Source organism: Azospirillum endophyticum, assembly GCF_016595245.1.
Taxonomy (GTDB): Bacteria; Pseudomonadota; Alphaproteobacteria; order Azospirillales; family Azospirillaceae; genus Azospirillum; species Azospirillum endophyticum.
The window spans coordinates 287924-311407 of record NZ_JAENHM010000060.1 but is presented as its reverse complement, the minus strand read 5'-3'; the positions used below and the strand labels follow the sequence as shown (position 1 = coordinate 311407).

Sequence of the window (23484 nt, the reverse complement as noted above, 5' to 3'; positions counted from 1 at the left end):
CTCGGGATGGAGGAAGGGCGGCGGCTCAGCGGCCGGAACGGCGCAGCCGTTCGGCGATCAGCAGCAGCGCCATGACGATGACGAAGACGACGACCGACACCGCGGCCAGGGTCGGGTTCAGCTGCAGGATCATGTCGTCCCACATCTGCTTGGGCAGCGTGGTCTTGACGCCGCCGCTGACGAAGATGGCCACCGTCAGCTCGTCGAAGGAGGTGATGAAGGCGAACAGGAAGGCCGCCACCAGGCCGCCGCGGATCAGCGGCACGGTGACCCGCATCAGCGTCTGCACCCGGTTGGCGCCGAGCGTCGCCGCCGCCTGGTCGAGGCGCCAGTCATGGCCCTTGACCACCGCGGCGATGGCGACGAAGGCGAAGGGCAGGGCCAGCACCGTGTGGCCGATGACCAGCCCGAGGTCGGTGGCGACCAGGCCGATCTGGGCGAACAGATAGAAAAGGCCGACGGCGATGACGATGCGCGGCACGATCATCGGTGCCAGGAACAGGGCGAAGATGGCGCCGCGCCAGCGCGAGGTGGAACGGGCGAGCGCCAGGGCGGCCAGTCCGGCGACCAGCGTCGCCAGGACGGCGGTGGCGAAGGCGACGCCGAAGGAGCGCAGCGTGGCACCGAGCCAGAGGTCCGAGCCGAAATAGACCTCGAACCATTTCAGGCTGTAGCCCGGCGGCGGGAAATCGAGGAAGGGCGAGCTGGTGAAGGCGATCGGCACGACCACGACGGCCGGCGCCACCAGGAAGACCAGCACCAGCGTCGAATAGATCGCCGGCAGCCGGCCATGGCCGCGTTCGCCGAGGATCGGCTGCGTGAGGCGCGCGGCGCCAGCAGTCGCTGCGGCCAGGACCGACAGGACGCCCTGGCCGGCTTTGCGCAGGGGGCCGCCACCCTTTTTGCGCCGGCCTCCCTCGCCGGACAGGGTGGACAGGCCGAAGACGCGGTCGTAGACCCAGCAGGTGACCAGCGCGGCCGTCAGCATGAAGGTCGCCAGCGCTCCGGCGAAGGCCCAGTTCAGCATCTCCTGGATCTGGATGATGATGAGCTGGGCCAGCATGGTCTGCTGCGGTCCGCCCAGCAGGGCCGGCACGATGAAGAAGCCCAGCGAGGAGATGAAGGTCAGCAGCCCGGCCGCGGCGACGCCCGGCAGCGACAGCTGGAAATAGACCATCCAGAAGGCATGGCCGGGCGCCGCTCCCAGCGTTTCGGCCGCCTGCACCAGCCGGCGGTCGATCCCGGTCATCACCGGCAGCATCGTCAGCACCGCCAGCGGCAGCATGGCATGCACCATGCCGACCATCACGCCGAACTCGTTGTGCAGCATCTCCGGCCGCGGCAGGCCGCCGGCCGACAGGATGCCGCCGATGACGCCGGTGCGTCCCAGGATCACCATCCAGGCGAAGGTCTTCACCAGATAGCTGGTCCAGAACGGCACCATCACCGCCAGCACCATCGTGCCGCGCCGGCGCTCCGGCAGCTGCGCCAGCCAATAGGCCAGCGGATAGCCCAGCAGAAGCGAGAACAGCGCCGTCAGGCCCGCGATGCGGAAGGTGCCCATCAGCACGCGGAAATAGACGCCGGTGTCGACGATGCGGGCGTAATGCTCCCCCGTCCAGGCGCCGGTGTCGGCGTCCTGGACGCTGAGCCCGAGCAGGCGCAGGACCGGGTAGAGGAAGAAGACGGCCAGGAAGGCGATGCCGGGCGCCGCCAGCCAGAGCGGGCCGAAGCGCAGGCGTTGCCGCAGGCCGCCTTCGGCGGAGCCGTGCAGGAGGACGGCGCTCATGACACCAGCACTCCGGCATCGCTGCGCCAGCGCACGGCGACCTGGTCGCCCAGCGGCGGCGGCGACATGCCGCGGCGCAGCCGCACGGTGATGGTCGACCGGTCGCCCAGCGCCACCAGCACGCGGGTTTCCGAACCGGCATAGACGGTGTCGACCACCCGGCCCGACACCTCGTTGTCGCCGTCTCCCTCCAGGTCGAGCTGTTCGGGACGGACGATCAGCGATGCCTCGCCCTGGCCGTCGGCGGCGTCAGCGGCGGCGCCGATCGCGGGGGACAGGCGGAAGCGCCCGCCGCCGGTCACCAGGATGGGCCGTCCGCCCTCGTCCCGCTGGACGGTGCCGCGGAAGATGTTCGACACGCCGATGAAATCGGCGGCGAAGGCGGTCTTGGGCCGGGCGTAGATGTCGTGGGGCGTGCCGATCTGCTCGATGCGTGCATGGTTCATCAGGCAGATGCGGTCGGACATGGCCAACGCCTCTTCCTGGTCATGGGTGACGTAGATGATGGTCGCGCCGGTCTCGCGGTGCAGCCGCTTGATCTCGTACTGCATGTGCTCGCGCAGCTTCTTGTCCAGCGCCCCCAACGGCTCGTCCATCAGGATGACGGAGGGCTGGTAGACGAAGCAGCGGGCCAGCGCCACCCGCTGCTGCTGGCCGCCCGACAGCTCCTTGGGGAAGCGGTCGCCGAGATGGCCGAGATGGACCATGTCGAGCGCCTCCCGCACCCGGCGGTCCAGGTCGGCGGCGGCCACCCCCCGCATGCGCAGGGGGAAGCCGATGTTCTCCGCCACCGTCAGGTGGGGGAACAGGGCGTAATGCTGGAAGACCAGCCCGATGTCGCGCTTGTGGACGGGGGTGCGGGTTTCGTCGCGGCCATCGATCAGGATGCGCCCGCCGTTGGGTTCCACCAGCCCGCAGATCATCTGCAGAAGCGTGGTCTTGCCCGAGCCGGAGGGACCCAGCAGCGTCAGGAATTCGCCTGCCGGAACCTCCAGCCGGGTCGGCTGGAGAGCGACGACGGTTCCGTAGCTCTTGGTGAGGCCGTCGACCAGAAGCTTGCAGGCGGGAGGGGCCGTTCCGTGGGAGGGGAGCATGGCGGCGGGTCTCCTGTGATGGTCGTCAGCCGAGGATCCAGGCGTTGAAGCGTTCGCTCATCTTGGAGCGGTTGGCGCCCCACCAGTCCTCGCGGGCAATGGTCATCGTCTTGAGATTCTCGGGGAAGGTGGGCAGCGCCTGCGCCCGCTCCTTCGGGATGGCGTCATAGGCCTTGAGGTTTGTCGGGCCATAGGCCAGCACCTCGGTGAAGACCGCTTGGCGCTGCGGATCGGCGCAGAACTTGATGAACTTGCGCGCGGCGTCGGCGCGCGGGTTGCCGCGCGGAATGCCCCATCCCTCGATCGAATAGAGGCCCTGGTTCCACGAGATCCTCACCGGCGCCCCGCCGTCGATGGCGGCCTGGGCGCGGGCGTTCCACAGGGCGATCATGTCGACCTCGCCGCTCTGGATCAGCTGGGTGGACTGGGCGCCGCCGGTCCACCAGGCGGCGATGTGCGGGCGGATGCGGTCCAGGCTCTTGAACGCACGCTCGACGTCGAGCGGGTAGAGCTTGTCCAGCGGCACCCCGTCGGCCAGCAGCGCCTGCTCCAGCGTGTCGATCGGATTCTTGCGCAGCGAGCGGCGGCCGGGGAACTTCTCGACGTTCCAGAAGTCGGCCCAGCTCTGCGGCGGGTTGGAGGGGAACTTGTCGGTCCGGTAGCCGAGGATGGTCGAATAGACGTCGGTGCCCATCCATTGGCCGGTCAGCGCGTCGGGCATCAGGCCGGGTGCGTCGGCCGCGGCGAAATCCAGCGGCTCCAGCAGGTTCTGGTGGGCCAGGATGTCGCGGGCGGACAGGGTCAGCGTGCAGACGTCCCAGCTGTAGGACCTGGTTTCCACGATCGCCTTGAACTGGGCGGTCGGTTCGGCCTCGCGGGCGACGTTGATCACCTTGATGCCGGTCGCCTGCTCGAACGGATCGTAGAAGGCCTTGCGGAAGGCCGGGCTGTAGGGACCGCCCGGATCGGCGACGGTGATCTGCGTCGCCTGCGCCAGCGCCGGACGGCTCGCTCCGGCCGCCAGAACCGCCGGCAGGGCGGCGGCGAGGGCGGTGCCCCCCGCCCCCGTCAGCGCGGTGGCGAGAAGGCCGCGGCGGCCGATGCGGCGGCCGATGATGGAATCGTCGTTCTTGTCCATGTTCGTGTTCCCTGTTCGCTGGCCGGGTCTTGTGATCGCCCGGTTGATGGAGCGTGGATCGGTCGGGGCAGGGACGGCGCCGGCCATCCCCGTTGGAGGAGCGCCGTGTTCAGGCGGTGGTCTTGCGCGCGGCGCGCTTGGCCAGGAATTCCTCCATCATGCGGGCCGGTTCGCCCGACGCGTAGGCCTCGCGCTGGATGCGCACGCCGGCGGCCAGGCAGTCGCGGAAGCCGGCCTCGGTCATCTCGCGGAAGCGCTGCTTGTCGAGACGCATGGCGACCGGCGGCTTGGCGGCCAGTTCGCCGGCCAGTTCCAGCGCCTCGGCCATCACGCGGTCCTGCGGGACGAGGCGGTTGATGAGGCCGATGGCGTGGCATTCCTCCGCGTCCATCAGACGGCCGGTCAAGGTCAGGTCCATGGTCCGCGCCAGCCCGATCATCTCCTTCATGATCCAGGGGCCGGTGGTGCTGGCGATCCCGGAATTGATCTCGGGCTGGCCCATGCGCACGCCGGGATGGCCGACGCGCAGGTCGCCGAGCAGCGCCACCTGGAAGGCGGAACCGGCGGCGACGCCGTTCAGGGCCACCACCAGCGCCTTCGACAGGGTGCGCATGCGGTGGTAGAGCCGCTCCCACTCCGCCACCCATTCCTCGGCGCGGTCGGCGTCGAAGCTCTTGGTTTCGTTCAGATCCTGCCCGGCACCGAAGGCGCGGTCGCCGGCGCCGGTCAGGATGATGGCGCGGACGGACTCGTCGGCCTCCAGACGGTCGAAGGCGACGATCAGGTCGTCGCGCATCGCCTTGTTCCAGGCATTGAGGACTTGCGGACGGTTCAGCGTGACGATGCCGACCGGGCCGCGGGTCTCGGTGAGGATGAAGTCGGTCACTGGTGCGCTCCTGTCGAACGGCAGGGGAGCCCGGCCCGGCGGAACGTCGCCGACAGTCTGGGCGCCCCGCGGAAACGAGGGGTCGAAGGGGGATCGCGGAGGCGTGTATTGCATAACAATACTTTGTATTGATTAGCTTGGCTTGCTTTCGTTACGCTGTCAACGGTATCTCTCACCGCGCACAGTCAGGACCGACCGACATGGCACCGCGCCGATCCACCTCCTCCGCGTCCAAGGCAGGCGTTCCCGCCGACACCGGCATCGACACCGGCATCGACACCGGCATCGCGGCGAACGCTCCAACCGAAGGCGCCGGTTCCGAAGGCCGGACCGCCGATCCCTTGATGGTGATGTCGGTGGACAAGGCCTTCCGCGTGCTGCACGCCTTCGATTCCACCCGGCCGTCGATGAGCCTGACCCAGGTCGCCGCCGCCGTCGGCATGGACAAGAGCGCGGCGCAGCGCTTCACCTACACGCTGGAGAAGCTGGGCTACCTGCGGAAGGATCCGGTGACCAAGCGGTTCGAGCTGACCATCCGCAGCCTGGACATCGCGCATCACTATCTGCACAGCAACGCGATGCTCCAGCGCGCGATGCCGTACCTGATGCATCTCAGCAAGACGACGGAAGAGACGATCAACCTGACCATGATGGACGGGACGGAGATCGTCTTCGTGTCGCGCTTCATGAGCCGGCACGTGCTGAACACCGACGTCATCGTCGGTACGCGGATGCCGGCCTTCTGCACCGCGCCCGGCATCGCCATCCTGTCGCGCCTGCCGGCGGCGGAGGCGGCCGCCCTGATCGACCGGATGGATCTGAAGCCCTACACGCCCACCACCACCTGGAAGCGCGACGAGCTGCTGGCGAAGATCGCGAAATCGGCGGTCAGCGGCTACGCCACCGCCTTCGAGGAGTTCTACCACGGCGACCTGTCGGTCGCGGCGGCCATCACCGGATCGGGCGGCATGCCGGTGGGAGCCCTGAACATCGCCGTTTCCCGCGCGCGCTTCACGCCGGAGGAGATGGAGGAGCGCTTCGCCCCGCTGGTGGTGGCGGCGGCGGGGTCGGTCTCGCAACGATAGAGACCGTCCGGCATTTGCCGGGGCCCCGATGCCGCATGGGTCTGGACAATCGCGTCGGGCTGTGAGGTGCTGGGCGGTTCCGGGGCGTTGTCGGCGGAGACGGCATGGGCGGTGGTCGGCGTGGTGCGATTGCATCTCTGGCGCGGGTCTTCCGGCAGGGCGGACGCCGCGCGGGCTGGCTGGCGGCCGTCATGGTTTTGCTGGCGCCGGCGATCGCGGCTGCGGCCGGCCGGAGCCTGCCGGGCGCAGGGCCGGAGACCGTCATCGTCCTGACGTCGTTTCCCGCCGGCTTCTACGAGCCGGTCCGCGAGGCGTTCGAACGCGCCCATCCCGGCCGGCAGCTGCGCGTGATCAACACCAAGACCACCGCGGCGATCACCCGGCTGCAGGACCGCGCGGGCGAGGACGCCGATGTCTTCTGGGCGTCCGCCCCCGATGCCTTCGAGGTCCTGAAGGCGGCGGGTCTGCTGGCCCCCATCGCGCCGCGGCCGACCGGCGCCCCCGCGACCGTCGGCAACCAGCCGGTCGACGATCCGGACGGCACCTATCTCGGCTTCGCCCTGTCCGGCTACGGGCTGGTCTGGGATCAGCCCTATCTCGACCGGCACGGGATCGCCGCCCCCCCGGGGATGGGAGGATCTGCGGCGGCCCGGCTATGCCCGGCACCTGGGCATCACGGCGCCGTCGCGATCCGGCACCATGCATCTGATGGTGGAGACGGTGCTGCAGCTCCAGGGGTGGGAGCGCGGCTGGGCGACCTGGCTCGAGATCGCCGGCAACCTCGCCACGGTGACGGCGCGCAGCTACGGCGTGGTGGAGGGGGTCGCCAAGGGCCGCTTCGGCATCGGGTTGACCATCGACTTCCTGGGACAGGGGGCGGGGCCGGGAGCGGAGCAGGCGGCGGAGCCAAGTCAGGAGCCGGGCAAGCAGATGGGCCGGGATTTGGGAGAAGGACCGACGGATGACGGCGGCCTGCGCTTCGCCTATCCGGTCGACAGCGTCTTCCTGCCGGCCAGCGTCGCCATCCTGCGCGGTGCCCCCAATCTGGCGGGGGCGAACGTCTTCGTCGATTTCCTGCTGTCGCCGGCCGGGCAGGAGCTGATGCTGCGTCCCGACATCGGCCGGCTGCCGGTGCGGCCGGACGCCTATGCCGGCGCGCCCGCCGGCTACCCCAACCCCTATGCGCGGGAAACCGGCGACGACCTCTTCCTCTTCGACCGGGCCCTGTCCAGCCGCCGCTACGAACTGGTCAACCTGCTGTTCGACGAGTTGATCACCTTCCGGGTGAAGACGCTCAACCGTGTCTGGCAATTGATCCACGAGGGCGAGGCCCGTCTCGCCGCCACCCCCGATCCGGTGGCGCGCGACCTGCTTCGCGCCGCGCGACGGGCCGCCACCGAGGTTCCGGTCACCGCCGCCCGGGCCGCCGATCCGGTCTTCTCCGCCGCGCTGCGCCGACCGGCCCGCGGCATGCCGGTCTCCGCGAGGCAGGGGGAGCTGGAGGCGGACTGGCGGGCCTTTTCCAAGGACCGGCTGGACGCGGCGTTGTCGGCGTCCGAACGCGCCCTGGTCATCCTGCGCGTGGCGGCCGGAGAGGGGAGCTGGCCATGAGCCTCCTGCCGGCCGGTGGGGCGGGGCCGCTGCGCTTCGGCATCCGGCTTCGCCTCTTCCTCGCCTTCGTCGCCGTCGCGGTCCTGTCGGTGGCAGCCTGCGCGCTGGGCTGGCTGTCCTACGACCGGCTGGGCGGCACGCTGGACGAGTTCGCGGAAAGCCACTTGCCGGCCCTGGGCCTCGCCGCCAAGCTGGCGGAGGAGGGGGGAGCGATCATCGCCACCGCTCCGATCCTGGCCGGCAGCCGGACGGAGGCCGAGATGGACGCGATCCGCGATGCGCTGGGCCGCCGCCTGGCCGCGCTGCGGACGCTGACCGGCGCCATCGAAGGCGGCGTCCCCGGCCTGCGTCCGGTGGTGGACGCGCTGGGCCGCAACCTGTCGGAGCTGGACGGCACGGTACGCCACCGCCTGGAGCTTGCCCGCCGCAACCAGGAGGCCATCGAGCGGCTGCGCTGGCTCCACGCCGATTTCCTCGACGAGATCGAACCCCTGGTGGCCGATGCACGCTTCAACATCCAGAGCGCCCTGGCCTCGGTGGAGAGCGGCAGGCCCTCGGCCGATGCCGTCCGCATCCTGCGGGAGGAGAACCGCCGGAGCGAGGCGGTGCTGCAGATCGGGGCCAACGGCAATCTCGCGGTCGGGCTGATCGCGCGGGCGGCGACGCTCGCCACGCCCGAGATGCTCGACGACAACGCCGGATTTCTCGACGAGACCGCCGGCCGGCTGCGGCGCGACCTGGCGGCGCTGGCCGATTGGTCCGACGGCGTCTCGCTGGGGCAGGTGGTGGGCCAGCTTCTCGGCCTTGCGCGCGGGGCGGACGGCGGCGTGCCGGCGCTGCGCCGGGAGGAGCTGGAGACCGCCGCCCGCGGGCAGGCGCTGCTGGCCGAGAACCGGGAGGTCGTCGCCCGGCTGAACGGCCTGATCTCCCGGCAGGTCCAGGCGGTGGAGACCGATTCCCGTGCCGCCGCCGCCCGCTCCGCCCGGGCGATCGCATTCGGACGCTCCGCCCTGCTGGCGAGCGCCGTGGTCAGCCTGCTGGTGGCGGTGCTGGTGGCGTGGCTCTACGTCAACCGCAACCTGATCACCCGGCTGACCCGGCTGGGGGACGCGGCCCGCGCCATCGCCGCCGGGGACCTGAAGGCGGACATCCCGCTGGGGGGCGACGACGAGCTGTCGGACATGGCGGCGGCGCTGCTGGTCTTCCGCGACACCGCCATCGCGGTGGAGGAGGCGAACGCCCAGGCGATCATCGACAACGCCCAGGCCGGGCTGGCGATCACCGACGCGGAGGGGGTGATCGAATTCGTCAACCCGCTTGCCGCCGCCCTGATCGCGCCGCCGCCCGCCGGCCCGGCGGAAGAGGGCGGGGAAGCGCCCCGTCTCGCCGACCGGCTCGACGCGGAGGGTGCCGCCCGCGTCGCGGCGTACTTCTCCCGGATGGCCCCATCCCAGACGGCGGGGGGGTACGGGGACGGCGCCGCGGCGGCCTTGTCGATCCTGACCACCGGGCGGCGTCCGGACGGCGGGGCGGTGCCGGTGCAGGTCGGCGTCCGACCCTTCTGGCGGCGCCAGCGGCTGCGGTTCATCGTCACGCTGACCGACATGACCGAGCGCCTGGAGGCACAGCGCATCCTGGAGCGCAGGGTGCGGGAGCGCACCGCCGACCTGCGGGCCACCAACGGCCGGCTGGAACAGGCCATCGCCGAGCACCGGCGCACCGAGCGCGAGCTGCGCGAGGCGCAGGCGGAGCTGGTCCAGGCCGGCAAGCTGGCGGCGCTCGGCCAGCTCGCCGCCGGTGTCGGGCATGAGCTGAACCAGCCGCTCGCCGCCATCCGCTCCTACGCCCACAACGGCCGCAAGCTGATCGAGCTCGGGCGGACGGAGGAGGCGGACGGCAATCTCGGCAAGATCGCCGACCTGACTGCCCGCATGGCGAACATCACCAACCACCTGAAGCGCTTCGCCCGCCGGCCCGACACCCGCCTGGGCGCGGTGGAGCTGGAACCGGTGATCCAGGGCGCCCTGTCCCTGTTCGGCAACCGGCTGCGCGAAGAGGCGGTCGCGGTGGCGGTCGAGTTGCCGGACGGCGGCCCGCCCTTGCGGGTCCGGGCCGAGGAGGTGCGGCTGGAGCAGGTCCTGGTCAATCTGCTGAGCAACGCGCTGGACGCCGTGGCCGGCGTCCCGGTCCGCCGCATCCTGATCCGCGCGGAGGCATCGGGCGGCGGGCAGGACGGGCAGGCGGACGGCGTCCGCATCGAGGTGCGGGACAGCGACCCCGGCATCGCCGCCGGGACGGTCGGGCAGATCTTCGATCCGTTCTTCACGACCAAGCCGGTGGGAACGGGGCTGGGGCTCGGCCTGTCGATCTCGTACAACATCGTCCGCGACTTCGGCGGCGTGCTCTCGGTGGCCGGGAGCGGCCCCGGCGGAACCGCCTTCGTCCTCACCCTGACCCGTGCGTGAAAGCCCCGCCATGACCGTCCTGCTGATCGACGACGATCCGGAAGTGCTCGATTCCAGCCGCCAGACGCTGGAACTGGACGGGCTCGCCGTCGAGGCGGTGACGGAGGCCGCGGCGGCTCTGGCGCGGCTCGGCTCCTCCTGGCCGGGGATCGTGGTGACCGACGTGCGCATGCCCGGAATGGACGGCTTCGCCTTGCTCGACCGGGTGCGCGCGGCGGACCCCGAGATTCCGGTGGTGCTGGTCACCGGGCACGGCGACATCGCCATGGCAATGCGCGCGGTCCGCGAGGGCGCTTACGACTTCATCGAAAAGCCGGCCGACCCCGGCCACCTGGTCGAGGTGGTGCGGCGCGCCCTGGCCCACCGTGCGCTGGTCCTGGAGAACCGCCGCCTGCGCGCGCAGCTCGCCGGCGGCGGGTCGGAAGGGCGGATCATCGGCCGGTCGTTGGCCATCGAGCGCCTGCGCGCCGCCGTGGCGAACCTCGCCGACGCCGAGGTCGACATCCTGCTGTTCGGCGAGACCGGAACCGGCAAGGAGCTGGCCGCCCGCAGCCTGCACGAGGGAGGCCGGCGGCGCGCCGGGAACTTCGTGGCGCTGAATTGCGGCGCCATGCCCGACACCATCATCGAGAGCGAGCTGTTCGGCCACGAGCCGGGCGCCTTCACCGGCGCGCAAGGGCGGCGGATCGGCAAGCTGGAGTTCGCGGCCGGCGGCACGCTGTTCCTCGACGAGATCGAGAGCATGCCGATGCATCTCCAGGTCAAGCTGCTGCGCGTCCTGCAGGAACGCGCGATCGAGCGCATCGGCGGCAACCGGACGATCCCGCTCGATCTGCGGGTGATCGCCGCCACCAAGGTCGATCTGCTGAAGCTGGCGGGTGAAGGCAGGTTCCGCGAGGATCTCTATTACCGCCTGAACGTCGTCACCGTCCCGCTGCCGTCCCTGCGGGAGCGGCGGGAGGACGTGCCGCTGCTGTTCCGCCATTTCCTGGACGCCGCCGCGGCCCGGTCGCGCCGGACGGTGCCGCCGCTCGACGCCGCCACCCTCGCCCGCCTCTGCGCCCACTCCTGGCCCGGCAATGTCCGCGAACTGCGCAACGTCGCCGAACGGGTGGCGCTGGGGCTGGGAGACGGCCTGACCTCCGCCGCATCGATGGTGGTGGGTGCGGCGGCGGGAACGGCCGAGATCGAACCGCTGGCCGACCAGCTCGACCGCATCGAGAGGCAGTTGATCGAGGAGGCGCTGGCCCGCTGCGGCGGGCGCGTCGGCGAAACGGCGGAGCGGCTGGGGATCACCCGCAAGACCCTGTATCTGAAGATGCGCCACCACGGCCTGAGCCGGGACGATTTCACGGAGGAGTGAGCGGAGGGCTTCGGGAATACGGCCTCGGGACTGTTCCCGGCGTTACCCGGCCGTCCGCGCCGATGTTCCCATCCTGACCCATCGATGTCGCGCAAAGCCGGACCGGACAAGGGTCGACCGTCTGGCATGCGGATTGCTGAACAAGCCAGCATAAGACATCAAGGGAGGGACAACACCGATGCTTCGTACCACGCGCACCCTGCGCAACGCCGCCGCCGCCCTGGTCGTGCTGCTGCTGTCCGGCACCGCCGCCTTCGCGCAGGACGCCGGCGGCAAGCTCGTCATCGTCACCTCCTTCCCCAAGGACATGACGACCGCCTTCCAGCAGGCCTTCCAGAAGGCGAACCCCAAGGTCACGGTCGAGATCCTGAACCGCAACACCAACGCCGGCGTGAAGTATCTGCAGGAAACCGCGTCGAACAACGGCGTCGACCTGTTCTGGGCCTCGGCGCCCGATGCCTTCGAGGTGCTGAAGGGCGCCGGGCTGCTCCAGCCCTACAAGCCCAAGGTGGAGGGCATCCCCGAGAAGGTCGGCGCCTATCCGGTCAACGATCCGGAGGGGATGTATGCCGGCTTCGCCGCGTCCGGCTACGGCATCATGTGGAACACGCGCTACATGAAGGCCAACGACCTGCCGATCCCCAAGGAATGGGCCGACCTGACCAAGCCGGTCTATTACGACCACGTCGCGATTTCCGCCCCGTCGCGCTCCGGCACGACGCACCTGACCATCGAGACCATCCTCCAGGGCGAGGGCTGGGAGAAGGGCTGGCGCACCAACAAGGAGATGGCCGGCAACTACCGCACCATCACCGAGCGCAGCTTCGGCGTGCCGGACGGCGTGAATTCCGGCGCCTTCGGCGTCGGCATCGTCATCGATTTCTTCGCGCTGTCGTCGCAGGCCTCGGGCTTCCCGGTGGAGTTCGCCTACCCGACGGTCACCACTATCGTCCCGGCCAATGTCGGCGTCGTGAAGAACGCCCCCAACAAGGCCGCCGCCGAGGGTTTCGTCGATTTCCTGCTGTCGCCCAAGGGGCAGGAGGTCCTGCTGGAACCGGCGATCCGCCGCCTGCCGGTCAACCCGGTCACCTACGAGAAGGCGCCCGCCGGCTATCCCAACCCGTTCAAGGACAAGTCGCTGGGCGCCCAGGTGAACTTCGACGTGAACGTCTCGCAGGCCCGCTACAACGTGGTGGACGCGCTGTTCGACCAGCTCGTCACCTTCCAGCTCGACGACCTCAAGGCGGCGACCCAGGCCATCCACAAGGCCGAGGCGGCGCTCGCCAAGAAGCCGAACGACAAGGCCAAGGCCCTGCTGGGCGAGGCGCGCGACCTCGTCGCCGCCATGCCGGTGACGGCGGAGCAGGCCGCCGACCCGCAGCTGGCCGGCGCCTTCACGGTGGAGCGCAAGTCGGCCAAGGACGCGGTGCCGGAGCGCCAGGCGCAGGTCGAGCAGAAATGGGCCGCCTTCGCCAAGGAGAACTACGCCAACGCCCGCAAGAAGGCCGACGAGGCCTTGGCCCTGGCGCGCTGACGCCCATGCGCTGACGCTGGCTGCGTCAAGCCTAGGGGGCGCTTTCCGGGCGCCCCCTCCTTTCTCCTCAGCCGACAGGCCTTTCCATGACGTCACTTGCGCTCACGCGCGACCGCATCGCGCGCGTGCGGCCGGGGCCGGCGCTGGCCGCGCTGCTGATCGCCGCTTTCCTGCTGCTGTTCCTCGTCGTTCCGGTGGTCCAGGTCATCTTCGTCGCCTTCCAGGACAAGACGACCGGCGCCTTCACCCTGGTGAACTTCGCCGACTTCTTCCAGAACGCCCTGTTCATGCGGTCGTTCGGGAATTCCTTCTACGTCTCGGCGATGTCGGTGGTGGTGGCGAGCCTGCTGGCGCTGCCGCTGGCATATCTGACCACGCGCTTCGAGTTCCGCGGCTCGGTGCTGATCCAGAGCCTGGGCATCATCCCGCTGATCATGCCGCCCTTCATCGGCGCGGTGGCGATGCAGCTGCTGTTCGGGCGCAACGGCTCGGTCAACCTGCTGCTGCGCGACCATTTCGGCTTCTCGATCCCCTTCATGGAGGGGCTGAACGGCGTCATCTTCGTCCAGAGCATCCATTACTTCCCCTTCATCCTGATCAACCTGTCGGCCAGCCTGAAGAACATCGACCGGGCGATGGAGGAATCGGCGCAGAATCTCGGCTGCCACGGCTTCCGCCTGTTCCGCCGCATCGTCTTCCCGCTGGCGATGCCGGGCTACGTCGCCGGCGCCTCGCTGGTCTTCATCAAGGTGTTCGACGACCTCGGCACGCCGCTGCTGCTCAACGTCAACGACATGCTGGCGCCGCAGGCCTACCTGCGCATCTCCTCGATCGGCATCGCCGACCCGATGGGCTACGTCATCTCGGTCGTGCTGATCGCCTGCTCGCTGCTGGCGCTGTGGGTATCGGCGCTGGCGATGCGCGGCAAGGACTACGCCACCGTGCAGCGCGGCGGCGGCGGCCTCGCCAAGCGGCGCCTGAAGCCGCTGGAACTGGTGGCGGCCTACGGCATCGTGCTGCTGATCCTGGTGCTGGTGCTGGCGCCGCATGTCGGGCTCGGCCTGCTGTCCTTCGCCACCATCTGGTCCTTCAGCCCGCTGCCCGACGCCTTCACGCTGAAGCACTACCACACCGTCTTCTCCGAGAGCGGGCAGTACATCACCAACACGCTGCTCTACGCCTCGCTGGCGGCGCTGCTCGACGTGGTGATCGGCACCGCCATCGCCTATCTCGTCCTGCGCACCAAGCTGCCGGGCCGGCAATGGCTGGACTACATCGCGATGGCGGCGCTGGCGGTGCCGGGCGTCGTGCTCGGCATCGGCTATCTGCGCAGCTTCTACGGCGTGCCGATGCCCTTCACCGGCCAGCCGCTGTCGAACTTCTGGCTGATCCTGGTCTTCGCGCTGGCGATCCGACGGCTGCCCTACGCGCTGCGCGCCTGCACCGCCGCCTTGCAGCAGGTCAGCTCCTCGCTGGAGGAGGCGGCCGAGAATCTCGGCGCCACCAAGCTGCGCACCGTCGGGCGCATCGTCGTGCCGCTGATGTCCGGCGGCATCCTGGCCGGCTTCGTCACCAGCTTCGCTACCGCGGCGGTCGAGCTGTCGGCGACCATCATGCTGGTGCATTCGCAGAGCGACGCGCCGCTGGCCTACGGCCTCTACGTCTACATGCAGTCGGCGGCCGGGCGCGGTCCGGGGGCGGCGCTGGGCATCTTCGCCGTCATCATCGTCGGGCTTGGCACCTACCTGTCGCACGTCGTCATCGAGCGCGGCCGCCGCGACCGCAGCCAGGACCACTGAGGGGAACCATCGTCATGAACCACCAGTTTTCCCCGGCCGCCCTTGCCGCCCAGATCGAGAGCGTCGGCGTCGACATCGAGGGCGTCAACCTGTCCTACGGCAGCAACCATGTGCTGAAGGACGTGAACCTCGCGATCAAGCCCGGCGAGTTCTTCGCCTTCCTCGGCCCCTCGGGCTGCGGCAAGACCACGCTGCTGCGCCTGATCGCCGGCTTCAACACCGCCCAGCGTGGCGAGGTCCGCATCGGCGGGCGCGACATCTCCACCCTGCCGCCGCACCGGCGCGACGTTGGCATGGTGTTCCAGAGCTACGCCCTGTGGCCGCACATGACCGTGCGCCGCAACGTCGCCTTCGGGCTGGAGGAGCGCCGCGTCCCCCGTGCCGAGATCGAGCGGCGGGTGGATGCCGCGCTGGAACTGGTCGGGCTGAAGCATCTGGCCGACCGCCGCCCCTCGCAGCTGTCGGGCGGGCAGCAGCAGCGCGTCGCGCTGGCCCGCACCATCGTGATCGAGCCGAAGATCCTGCTGCTCGACGAGCCGCTGTCGAACCTCGACGCCAAGCTGCGCGTGCAGATGCGCCAGGAACTGCTGAGCCTCCAGCGCAAACTCGGCCTGACCACCATCTTCGTCACCCACGACCAGGAGGAGGCCAACACCATCTGCGACCGCATCGCGGTGATGGAGGACGGGCGGGTGCAGCAGGTCGGCACCCCGCAGGATCTCTACGACCATCCGGCGAACCTGTTCGTCGCCGGCTTCCTCGGCACCGCCAACGTGCTGGACGGCACGGTGCGGGACGACGAGGCCGGGGGCCGCGCCTTCGTCGGCAACGGCTTCACCCCGGTGGCGCTGCCGGCGGCAGAGGCCGGAACCGGGGCTGGGGGCAAGCTGATGTTCCGGCCGCAGAACCTCGCCATCCGTGCCGACGGCCAGCCGCCGGCACCCGGAAAGGCCCGGCTGACCGGCACCGTCCGCCACCGCGAGTTCCTCGGCGCCTCCATCCGCTATGCGGTGGATGTCGGCGGGCAGCTGGTTCAGGTGGACGTGCCGCATCAGGCGGGCGATGCTCTGCTCCCCCCGGATGCCCCGATCATCCTCGACCTCGCGGCCGACAAGGCCCGCTTCCTTCGCCAGTAAGGTGCCGCAATCGTGACCGATACCGCCGACAGCCTCAACCGCCCCGCCATCCGCGCCGTCGCCTTCGACCTCGACGGCACGCTGGTGGACAGCGTGGCCGACCTGATGCATGCCTCCAACGCCCTGCTCGCCGAGCTGGGACGGCCGCCGGTCGACCTGCCGGCGGTGCGTTCCTTCGTCGGCGACGGGGCACCCAAGCTGGTGGAGCGCGTGCTGGCCGCCACCGGCGGCATCCCGGCCGCGGAGGAGGCCGCCCGCTGCCTCAGCCGCTTCCTGTCCATCTACGAGGCCGACCCCAGCGCCCACAGCGTGCTCTATCCCGGCGTCGCCGGGACGCTGGACGCGTTGGCGAAGTCCGGGCTGCGGCTCGGCGTCTGCACCAACAAGCCGATGGGGGCGACGGCGCGGCTGCTGGACGACCTGGGCATCGCCGGCTTCTTCACGGCGGTGGTCGGCGGCGACAGCTACCCGACCCGCAAGCCTTCGCCGGAACCGGTGCTCGGCCTGCTGGGGCGGCTGGGGGTCGGCCCGGCGGAAACCGTCTTCGTCGGCGACAACGAGCACGACGTCGCCGCCGCCCGCGCGGCCGGGGTGGCGCGGGTGCTGCTGGTGCCCTACGGCTACGCCCGCGTTCCGCTCGACGGCCTGCCGCACGACGGCATCCTCGACGGCTTCGCCGACCTGCCGGGACGGCTGTCATGTTGAACGCCGTGATCTTCTGCCGCCACGGCGAGACGGAGAGCAACCTCGGCGGCTGGCTCGCCGGGTCGCGGGACGTGTCGCTGACCGACCGGGGACGGGCGCAGGCGCGGGAGGCCGCCGTGGCCCTGCTCGCCGAAAGCCGGGCGGTGCCGGTGGTCTACAGCAGTCCGCAGCGACGGGCGCTGGAGACCGCGGGCATCCTGGCCGAAGCGCTGGAAGCTCCCGTCGTGCCGGTGGCCGGGCTGGAGGAGCGGCGCTGGGGCGATCTGGAGGGCGGCGCCATTCCGGCCGACCTGCTGCGGGAGGAGGTGCCGAACGGCGAAAGCCTGTCCGGTTTCCGCTCCCGCGTCACGGCGGCGCTCGACGGCCTGCCGGCACCCGCCGACGGCCGTCCGCCGCTGATCGTCGCGCATGCCGGCACATGGCCCGTGCTCTGCCGATGGCTGGGCCTGCAATCCGCGCTGCTGTGGCCGCCGAACGCATCCCCCGTCTTCATGGCGCGGCAGGCGGGACTGCCGGGGGACGGCGAGCCGGCCATCCCCATGGACCGGCCTTCGTCGCTGCTATAGCTCCCGCGGGCGGCTCCTCAGTCCGGGAGCGGAGAGCCGGCGGTCGCGGCGGCCGGAGCGTCCGCGCCGCAGCCGTTGGGGGTCAAGGAACAACGGAACGGAAACCCTAGGTAAGTGTCCTGATTGATGTCTCGGTGGGATCTGCCGCGGCCCCAGGTGCCGTTGCGGAACATCGGGCAGAACGCCATCGAGGCGCGGAACCTCATCGCGTTCCCATGCTGGCTTTAGCGAAAAACGTCGGACTTTCAAAACGGTATGGCATACGTATTCTTCGGGCAATCAGCGAATTCCCACTGCGCCCCACTATGAAGGCCCGACTATCCCCGTCGCCTGATGCATTTGGCGGCGGGTAACTCTGCTGTTGAGCCGGTGCCAACAGGCGCCGCTTCAGTGCGCATCGCACACGCAAGATATTGCGAATAACTCGCATTAGCGCTAATCAGAGAGCGCCAGGTGTCGACCCCCCTTTTTGAAACAGGTGTTCCCATGCCGCACGCAAGCAGGCTGTGGGCGCACCGGGTCCATGCCCGGCGCCGCTTCACGACGATTCGCCATTGGCCGAAAGCCATCGCTCCCACGGCCTTGGGCCTATTCATCGGCGTTCTTCCCGCCCAAGCCCAGGACTCATCCTCCACCCGCCTGCCGTCGATCACCGTCACCGGCTCGGCGCCGGCCGGCGAGGCCATCCGCCTGGATCAGGTGGCGCCCAGCGTGACCGTGACGCGGGAGGAGTTCGACACGCTGCCCAACGACCGCGTCAGCGACATCGTCGGGCGCCTGCCGGGCGTTGTGGTGTCCGGCCCGCCGGGCGAAAAGAAGACCTTCTCGCTACGCGGCCTGCCGACCGACTACACCCGCGTCAGCGTCGACGGCATCCAGATGCCGGCGCCCAGCCGCAGCTTCGAACTGATGAACATGTCGTCCTTCCTGGCCGGGGAGGTCACGCTGCTGCGCAACCCGTCGGCCGAGCACGACGCCGAAGGCATCGCCGGGCGGATCGCCGTCACCACGCGCGCCATCCCAGACGAGCCCACCGGCGAACTGCGCGTCGGCTATGGCGGGCTGGACGGAGTGAACGGAACCGTCAAGGCGGGCGGCGGCGCCTATGGGCGGCGGATCGACCGCTTCGGCCTGCTCGGGTCCGTCTCCTACGAGGAACGCCGGCTCACCAAGACCAAGCACAACAGCGAGTTCACCTACTCCGGCGGCCCAGGCGGCCAGGGGTTCCGCCGCAACGAGGAAGAACCCAAGGACGTCGACAATCTCGACGCGGCGCTGGACCTCGCCGGCTTCTACGACGGCGGCGAAATCCATTTCAAGCCGATGCTGCTGCGCGAAACCTCCGACATCGACAAATGGCGCGACCAGTACCGCCGCGTCACCGGCCAGTTCCAGGACCGCGTGCTGACCACCGGGCGCGAGGAGGCGACCAACGTCGGCGCGACGCTCGACCACACCCACCGTTTTGCCGGCGGGGTATCGTTGCGGAACTTCGCCAACCTGTCCACGGCCAGTTACGACACCCGCAACCGCGAGGTGACGCTGACCCCGGCGCTCGCCTTCGGCTCGGCCACCGGAAGCGAGTCCGATTATGACGAGCGGACCGTCCAGGGCGGCAGCACGCTGACGGTGCCGCTGAGCCTGGGCGTGCCGCAGGTGCTCAAGGCCGGCGTGGTGGTCCGTTCGGCCAAGCGCACCAGCGACGGCGAAACCTACACGCTGAACGCTGCCGGAACACGCTCGCAGACCGCCGCCAACCGCCTGACCTCGCGGCAGTCCGACTACGAGATCGAGGAGCGCTACTACGCCGCCTTCGTCCAGAACGAGGTGACGCTGGGCGCCCTGACCCTCACGCCCGGCCTGCGGGTGGAACGGGTGACCGACAAGCTGAGCGGCTACAACGGCCGCTTCGACACCGACGCCACCGACCTGTTCCCCTCGCTGCCCATCCGCTACCGGCTGAACGACGCGATCGTGCTGCGGGGGGCGCTGTCGCGGCAGATCAACCGGCCGAAATTCGAGGACATGGCGCCGGGCATCACCGTGCGCGGGTCGCGCACCATCTACGGCAACCCCGACGTGGCGCCGACCCGGTCCTGGAGCGTCGATGCCGGAGCCGAATATCACGGCGACGGCTTCTTCCTGGCGGCCAACCTGTTCCATCGCCGGGTGCGGGACGTCATCGAGGCCGACGAGGTCAACAGCACCACGCTCCGGATCCGCAACGTCGGCGACGGCTATGCCCGCGGGCTGGAGCTGGAGCAGCGTTTCAACCTGGCCCTGCTCGGCATCGAGGCGCTGCGGCCGCTGACCTTCTTCGCCAACCAGACCTTCCTGAAGACCGAAGTCAACGATCCCAACACCGGCAAGCGGCCCTTCGCCGAGACGCCGGACATCACCGCGAACATCGGCCTGACCTGGAACGATCCCGACACCGGCACCGTCCTGTCGGCGACCCTCAACGCCAGCACCGAACGGCTGGTCGTCAGCAACGAAGGGGCGGGGCAGATCCGCCGCAAGACCCGCCGGGCCGAGACCTTCGTCGATCTCTACGCCGAACAGCGGATCGTCGAGGGGTTCAGCCTGTTCGCCAGCGCCGAGAATCTGACCGACAAGGCGCGCAGCGAGTATGAGGTCACCAATGGCGTGCTGTTGCGCGAGGCGGTCATCGGCAGTGGGCGGACGGTGATGGTCGGCGGCCGCATGCGGTTCTGAGCGGCCTACATCTCTCTCCGCATATCGGAGCATGAATTGCGATTGACAGTTATTCGCAATTCATGCTTTTTTTTGGCGGGGACGTGACCTGACGACCCTGGGCAAGATGATGAGGATGGACCGGCGCGCACCGCGGCCGTGACCGTTGGAGACACCTGGCAATCCGTCACTCGGACGCCGCGGTGCAAGCCCGTCTTTGCACAATCGATGACATCACTGGATATTTTTGCACGGGTGGAAGTCAAATCCACCCTGGAGCTGGGCGGCTGGCTGTGGATCGGCACTGCCGCCGGTCTCCTGCGCTGGACCCCGGAATCCGCCGTCACTGCCGAGCCGGTCCCCGGCTGGCTGGATGTCGAGGTGCAGGCCCTGGCGGCCGACGGCGACAGTCTGGTCGCCGCCACCTACGGGCCGGACGGCGCCGCAATCGCCCGCTGCGACGCCGATGGCGTTACGGGCGAGCGGATCGCCCCGCCGCCGGGCGAGAAGGTCAAGACGCTGGCGGCCTGCGGCGGCACGCTGTGGATCGGCACCAAGCGCGGCGTCTTCCGCCATGACGGACAGGGCTGGAGCCATGTCTTCGGCGCCGAGATCCTCGCGGCCGGGGGCAAGGCCGAGATCCTGCGGCTGTGGCACCGGGGCGGCCGGACCCTGGTCGGTTCGGTCAAGAAGCTGGCTCCCGACGACCGTCCCGCCCTGATCGAAAGCGTGGACGACGGCGACAGCTGGACGGTGCTGCCGCAACCCGACTATCAGGATCTCGTGCTCGCCGCCGCCGGCGGGTCGATCATCACCCGCTGGCGCGGGGCGCGGCCGATCGACAAGCGCGCCGGCTACAAGAAGCACCCGATCACCGCCGGGCTGATCGCCGAAGACGGCACCACTGCCGTGGTCGACGGCGACAAGCTGGAGATCGCGCGGCCCGGCGCCGCCAAGCTCGCCGCCTATCACCCGGCCATCGCCGAGGCGGAACATCTCCACCTCGTGCCCGGCGGCGCGGTGGTCGCCGGCGCCCAGGGGGCCTGGCGGTTCGAGCCGGCCACGGGCACCCTGACCGACCTGCTGCCCGCCCACGGCCTCGACCGCCGGCCCGGCAAGCTGAAACGCCTGTTCCTGCTGGACGGCGCGCTGCTGGGGACGACCACCTTCGGGACCTTCCGGTCCTTCGACGACGGTGTGTCGTGGGAGCGTGCGGATTCCGAATGGTGGGTGCTCGACGCCGAGCACGCCGCGCGCGGCGCCGCCGGACGCTGGTGGATCGCCTGCCAGCGCGGGCTGTTCCGCACCGACGACCGGGGCGGCCGCATCGACTATCACAAGATCAAGGTGGACGGTCCGCATTACGCGGAATTGCGCGCCTTGGCGGTGGCCGGCGACCGGGTGGCGATCGGCACCAAGCAGGGGCTGTTCGTCAACCGCCCGTCCGAGGATCCCGAGCGCTTCGTCCGTGTCGAGGCCTTCGGGGCCGAGGCGGTCGAGGCGCTGGCCTGCGATCGCTCCGACGGCACCCTGGTCGTCGGCACCGCGGCTGGGACGCTGTGGCACTGGGACTGGGCGACGGCTCCCCAGGCCCCGGCCGGGATGCCCATCGGCGAATCGGCGATGCTGGCCGGGAACGGCGTCGCGTGGCTCGCCTGCGGCGACCGCCTGACCGAGATCCGCGGCCGCGCCCTGACCGATGCGACCCCACCGGACGCCAGGGGCGGCATCCATCTGACCGAGGCCGGCGACCGGCTGTTCGTCTGGGATGGGCAAGGGGCGTGGATGCGCCACCGGGAGGGACGGGACTGGACCGCCGTGGCCGGCTGGCCGATCGGCGTCCGCCATGTCGCCATCGATGCCGCGCGCGGCGTCGCCCTGGCGACCGACCGTGCCCGCCTTTTCCGCATCGCGCTGTGAGCCGCAAGGAATCCCCTGTGATGGACGATTTCACTCCCTACCGGCGCCCCGAGGTCAAGGGCGCCATCCTCCACCGCGACGCGCTGTGGCTGGCGACGCTGGGCGGCCTGTTCCGCTGGCGCGACGACCGGCTGGAGCCGGTTCCCGGTTTCGCCGGCCGGCCGGTGCGGGCGCTGGCCGCCGCCCCGGACGGCGTGCTGCTGGCGACCGGCGAACGCGGCGCCCCGCTGCTGGTCTGCGACGAGAGCGGCGCCATCCTGCGCCGGCTCCCCGATCTGCCGGCGCCCGAAGCCAAGTCGCTGCTGGTCCAGGACGGCGTCGTCTTCGCCGGCGGCAAGACCGGCATCTGGCGGCTGGACGGCGAAGACTGGACGGCGGTGCGCTCCGGCCGCCCCTATGAGGTGATCGGACTGGCCGGCGAACCGGGCCGCATCCTGGCCTTCGTCAAGAAGCAGGGACCGGGCCGCGACCCGGCGCTGGCCGTGTCGGTGGATGGCGGCGACCGCTGGCGCCATGTCTACGAAGGCTCCTACGCCGACCTCGCCCGCGCCGTGGCCGGCGACCTGATCGTCACCCAATGGGGCGGCCCGCACCGGCTGGGCGACGCGGTCGTTCCGCGCAAGGAACCGGTGACCGCCGCCGCCGTCGGCGCCGGGACGGTGGCGCTGATCGGCGGCAGCAAGCTGGAACTGCTGCATGGCGGCCGCTGCCACATGGAGATGAAGCATCCCGCCTTCGCCGAGGCGGAAATCCTGCTGCTGCTGGGCGACCATGCCCTGGTGGCGGGCGTCCAGGGCGCGCTGCTGGTCGATCTGTCGACCGGGCTGTTCCGTGACTTGTTCGGCGACCTGTCAGGCGGGGCGGCAGCGGACCCGTCCTCCGCCAAGGTCAAGAAGCTCTTCGCGCTCGACGGCGGCCGATTGCTGGTGACCGCCAGTTTCGGAACCTTCCTGTCGGAGGACGGCGGCTCGGGCGTCTGGCGTCCGGTCCATGCCGACTGGAGCGTGCTCGACGCAGCGGGGGTCGCCCGGGCGCCGGACGGCGTGTGGTGGCTGGCCGCGCAGCGCGGCCTGTTCCAGAGCCCCGACAACGGCGCGAGCTGGAAGCACGTCAAGGTGACCGGCCGGCCGCACGGCTTCGCCGAGCTGACCGGCATCGCCTTCGCGGGCGGACGGCTGGCGCTCGCCACCAAGGCGGGGCTGTTCCTGTCCGGCTCCGGCGGGCCGAAGGACCTGCGGGCGCTGCCCGCCTTCGGACGGCAGTTGATCGACGGTCTGGCGGTCGATGGCGAAGCCCGGCTGATCGTCGCCAGCGAGCGGGTGTTGTACCGCGTCGATCCACTCGACGGTACGGTCGAGCGGCTGGCCGATCTGCCGCCCGGCACCGAGCCGCTGGCGACGGCGGACGGGCGGATCTGGCTGGCCGGCAAGGCCGGCCTGTTCCGCCTCGACGGCGGCACGCCGGTCCTGGTCGAGGCGGTGGCCGGGCCGGGCGAACTGCACGCCTCGGTCGGCGACGGCGGGCTGCTGGCGTGGCGTGGCGACCGCGCGTGGCTCGCCGCGCCGGGGGCCACGCCGGGTGCCGGGGACTGGCGCGACGTGCCGGATTGGCCGCTCGGCGTGAAGAGCGCCGTTCCGGCCGCCGGATCGGTGATCGCCACCGACCGTCAGGCCATCCACCGGCGTCCGGTCGCCTGACC

16 protein-coding genes and 1 pseudogene are annotated in these 23484 nt (G+C 70.4%); 13 read left to right on the top strand and 4 right to left on the bottom strand.

Annotation, left to right across the window (positions count from 1 at the left end):
• Positions 1 to 25: 25 nt before the first annotated feature.
• The 4 genes from JHL17_RS22755 to JHL17_RS22740 all read right to left on the bottom strand — a co-directional run bounded on the left by JHL17_RS22755 (position 26) and on the right by JHL17_RS22740 (position 4907).
• Complete coding sequence (locus JHL17_RS22755) at positions 26 to 1789, bottom strand: ABC transporter permease subunit (protein ID WP_200196645.1); 1764 nt, start codon at positions 1787 to 1789, stop codon at positions 26 to 28.
• Positions 1786 to 2883 carry an ABC transporter ATP-binding protein gene (locus tag JHL17_RS22750; RefSeq protein ID WP_200196644.1) on the bottom strand — a complete coding sequence of 366 codons (1098 nt, stop codon included), beginning with the start codon at positions 2881 to 2883 and terminating at the stop codon, positions 1786 to 1788. Before JHL17_RS22750 ends, JHL17_RS22755 begins: the two co-directional genes overlap by 4 nt.
• Before the next feature lie 25 nt (positions 2884 to 2908).
• On the bottom strand, positions 2909 to 4021 hold the full coding sequence (locus tag JHL17_RS22745; protein ID WP_200196642.1) for an ABC transporter substrate-binding protein: 1113 nt from the start codon (positions 4019 to 4021) through the stop codon (positions 2909 to 2911).
• 109 nt (positions 4022 to 4130) lie between these two features.
• A complete protein-coding gene (locus JHL17_RS22740) occupies positions 4131 to 4907 on the bottom strand; it encodes an enoyl-CoA hydratase-related protein (protein ID WP_200196640.1) in 777 nt (258 codons plus the stop codon).
• A 200-nt stretch (positions 4908 to 5107) separates the two neighbouring features.
• On the opposite strand from JHL17_RS22740, the gene JHL17_RS22735 reads away from it, so the two are divergent.
• The 13 genes and pseudogenes from JHL17_RS22735 (at position 5108) to JHL17_RS22680 (ending at position 23482) form a co-directional block, all read left to right on the top strand.
• Complete coding sequence (locus JHL17_RS22735; RefSeq protein ID WP_200196639.1) at positions 5108 to 5992, top strand: IclR family transcriptional regulator; 885 nt, start codon at positions 5108 to 5110, stop codon at positions 5990 to 5992.
• A 104-nt stretch (positions 5993 to 6096) separates the two neighbouring features.
• Positions 6097 to 6555: pseudogene (locus JHL17_RS38020) on the top strand (extracellular solute-binding protein); the annotation flags it as partial.
• Entirely contained in the window at positions 6524 to 7603 is a 1080-nt protein-coding gene (locus JHL17_RS22730; RefSeq protein ID WP_345773863.1) for an ABC transporter substrate-binding protein, read from the top strand. The pseudogene JHL17_RS38020 and the gene JHL17_RS22730, both read left to right, overlap by 32 nt.
• Complete coding sequence (locus tag JHL17_RS22725) at positions 7600 to 10068, top strand: ATP-binding protein (RefSeq protein WP_200196638.1); 2469 nt, start codon at positions 7600 to 7602, stop codon at positions 10066 to 10068. The genes JHL17_RS22730 and JHL17_RS22725 overlap by 4 nt, the downstream gene beginning before the upstream one ends.
• A 10-nt stretch (positions 10069 to 10078) precedes the next feature.
• Entirely contained in the window at positions 10079 to 11431 is a 1353-nt protein-coding gene (locus JHL17_RS22720; protein ID WP_200196636.1) for a sigma-54-dependent transcriptional regulator, read from the top strand.
• A 178-nt stretch (positions 11432 to 11609) separates the two neighbouring features.
• Positions 11610 to 12965: an extracellular solute-binding protein gene (locus JHL17_RS22715; RefSeq protein ID WP_200196634.1), complete on the top strand. Its 1356-nt coding sequence runs from the start codon at positions 11610 to 11612 to the stop codon at positions 12963 to 12965.
• A gap of 86 nt (positions 12966 to 13051) precedes the next feature.
• On the top strand, positions 13052 to 14764 hold the full coding sequence (locus JHL17_RS22710; protein ID WP_200196633.1) for an ABC transporter permease: 1713 nt from the start codon (positions 13052 to 13054) through the stop codon (positions 14762 to 14764).
• Between the two features lie 14 nt (positions 14765 to 14778).
• Positions 14779 to 15900, top strand: a complete 1122-nt coding sequence (locus JHL17_RS22705) for an ABC transporter ATP-binding protein (RefSeq protein WP_247893738.1) — start codon at positions 14779 to 14781, stop codon at positions 15898 to 15900.
• A gap of 12 nt (positions 15901 to 15912) precedes the next feature.
• Positions 15913 to 16605 (top strand): phosphoglycolate phosphatase, encoded by a 693-nt coding sequence (gph, locus tag JHL17_RS22700; protein WP_200196631.1) that lies wholly within the window; start codon positions 15913 to 15915, stop codon positions 16603 to 16605.
• The gene (locus JHL17_RS22695; RefSeq protein WP_200196630.1) at positions 16599 to 17171 is read left to right on the top strand and encodes a histidine phosphatase family protein; all 573 of its coding nucleotides are present in this window, start codon (positions 16599 to 16601) and stop codon (positions 17169 to 17171) included. Before gph ends, JHL17_RS22695 begins: the two co-directional genes overlap by 7 nt.
• Positions 17172 to 17657: 486 nt before the next feature.
• Positions 17658 to 19886, top strand: a complete 2229-nt coding sequence (locus JHL17_RS22690; RefSeq protein WP_200196629.1) for a TonB-dependent receptor plug domain-containing protein — start codon at positions 17658 to 17660, stop codon at positions 19884 to 19886.
• A gap of 234 nt (positions 19887 to 20120) precedes the next feature.
• Complete coding sequence (locus JHL17_RS22685) at positions 20121 to 21785, top strand: hypothetical protein (protein ID WP_200196628.1); 1665 nt, start codon at positions 20121 to 20123, stop codon at positions 21783 to 21785.
• Positions 21786 to 21805: 20 nt separating this feature from the next.
• Positions 21806 to 23482 (top strand): hypothetical protein, encoded by a 1677-nt coding sequence (locus tag JHL17_RS22680; protein WP_200196627.1) that lies wholly within the window; start codon positions 21806 to 21808, stop codon positions 23480 to 23482.
• Positions 23483 to 23484: the final 2 nt, after the last annotated feature.